This window comes from Paraburkholderia ribeironis (assembly GCF_900019265.1).
Lineage (GTDB): Bacteria > Pseudomonadota > Gammaproteobacteria > Burkholderiales > Burkholderiaceae > Paraburkholderia > Paraburkholderia ribeironis.
In genome coordinates this window covers 1-846 of record NZ_CYGX02000182.1, presented here as the reverse complement: position 1 = coordinate 846, position 846 = coordinate 1, and the positions used below count along the sequence as shown (strand labels likewise).

Genomic DNA, 846 nt, shown 5'->3' with positions numbered 1-846 from the left:
CCATACATGGTGCAAATAGGCGGTCTGTACGAGATTGTTGTTATCTAGAGGATACCTCATGAAGCAGACAGGACGGCCTCCCAGACTGCGGGCGCAGTGGTATCTTTGAGGCCGAGCTTCGCGAGGCCGAATTGGCCCTTGCGAATGCGATGTACCAACTCAATACCCGAGAGCGTGATCGCTGCGTTCCTGAACCGTTTGAAGCCGAGCATGACTTTCGTCCGGGACTTGATGTTGCGGTGGTCCTGCTCGACCAGATTATTGAGATATTTCGAGGATCGGATCTTCGTGTCCTCAGGCAGCAAGCCATCGGCCTTCATCTCGCGCACGGCGCGGTGCGAGGCCGCATAGCCGTCAAGCGTGATGCTCTTCGGTGGCTGGCCCTGATGTCTGATGGCCTTCCTGAAAAAGACTTTTGCCGCCTCCACGTCGCGCTTTGCACGGAGCATGAAGTCAACCGTCTGGCCCACCCGATCCACCGCCCGATAAAGATAGACCCACTTGCCGCGCAGCTTGAGATAAGTCTCGTCAACACGCCAGGACTGGCCGGTGGGCCTGCCGAAGCGATTCCACCGTTTGACGAACTCCGGCGCAAAGCGCCGCACCCAGCGCAGGATCGCCGTGTGGGCCAGCGACAGACCCCGTTCCGCCATCATTTCGACCAGATCGCGCAAGCTAAGCTTGTAGCGCAGGTACCAGCGAACACACAGAATGATCACATCGCGATCAAAGTGACGGCCTGCAAACAGTTCGTCCAGGCTCTTCAGCTTGCTCATCGTCGGTTCTCAATTCGTTCAGCCCGACACCTTAACCGATTCGCCCCCGCGCTATTTGCACCATGTATGG

General features: G+C 57.7%; 1 protein-coding gene. It reads right to left on the bottom strand.

Annotation, left to right across the window (positions count from 1 at the left end; all coding sequences use genetic code 11):
* Positions 1-56: 56 nt before the first annotated feature.
* A complete protein-coding gene (locus tag BN2475_RS33000; protein ID WP_425435601.1) occupies positions 57-767 on the bottom strand; it encodes an IS6 family transposase in 711 nt (236 codons plus the stop codon).
* Between the last annotated feature and the right edge of the window lie 79 nt (positions 768-846).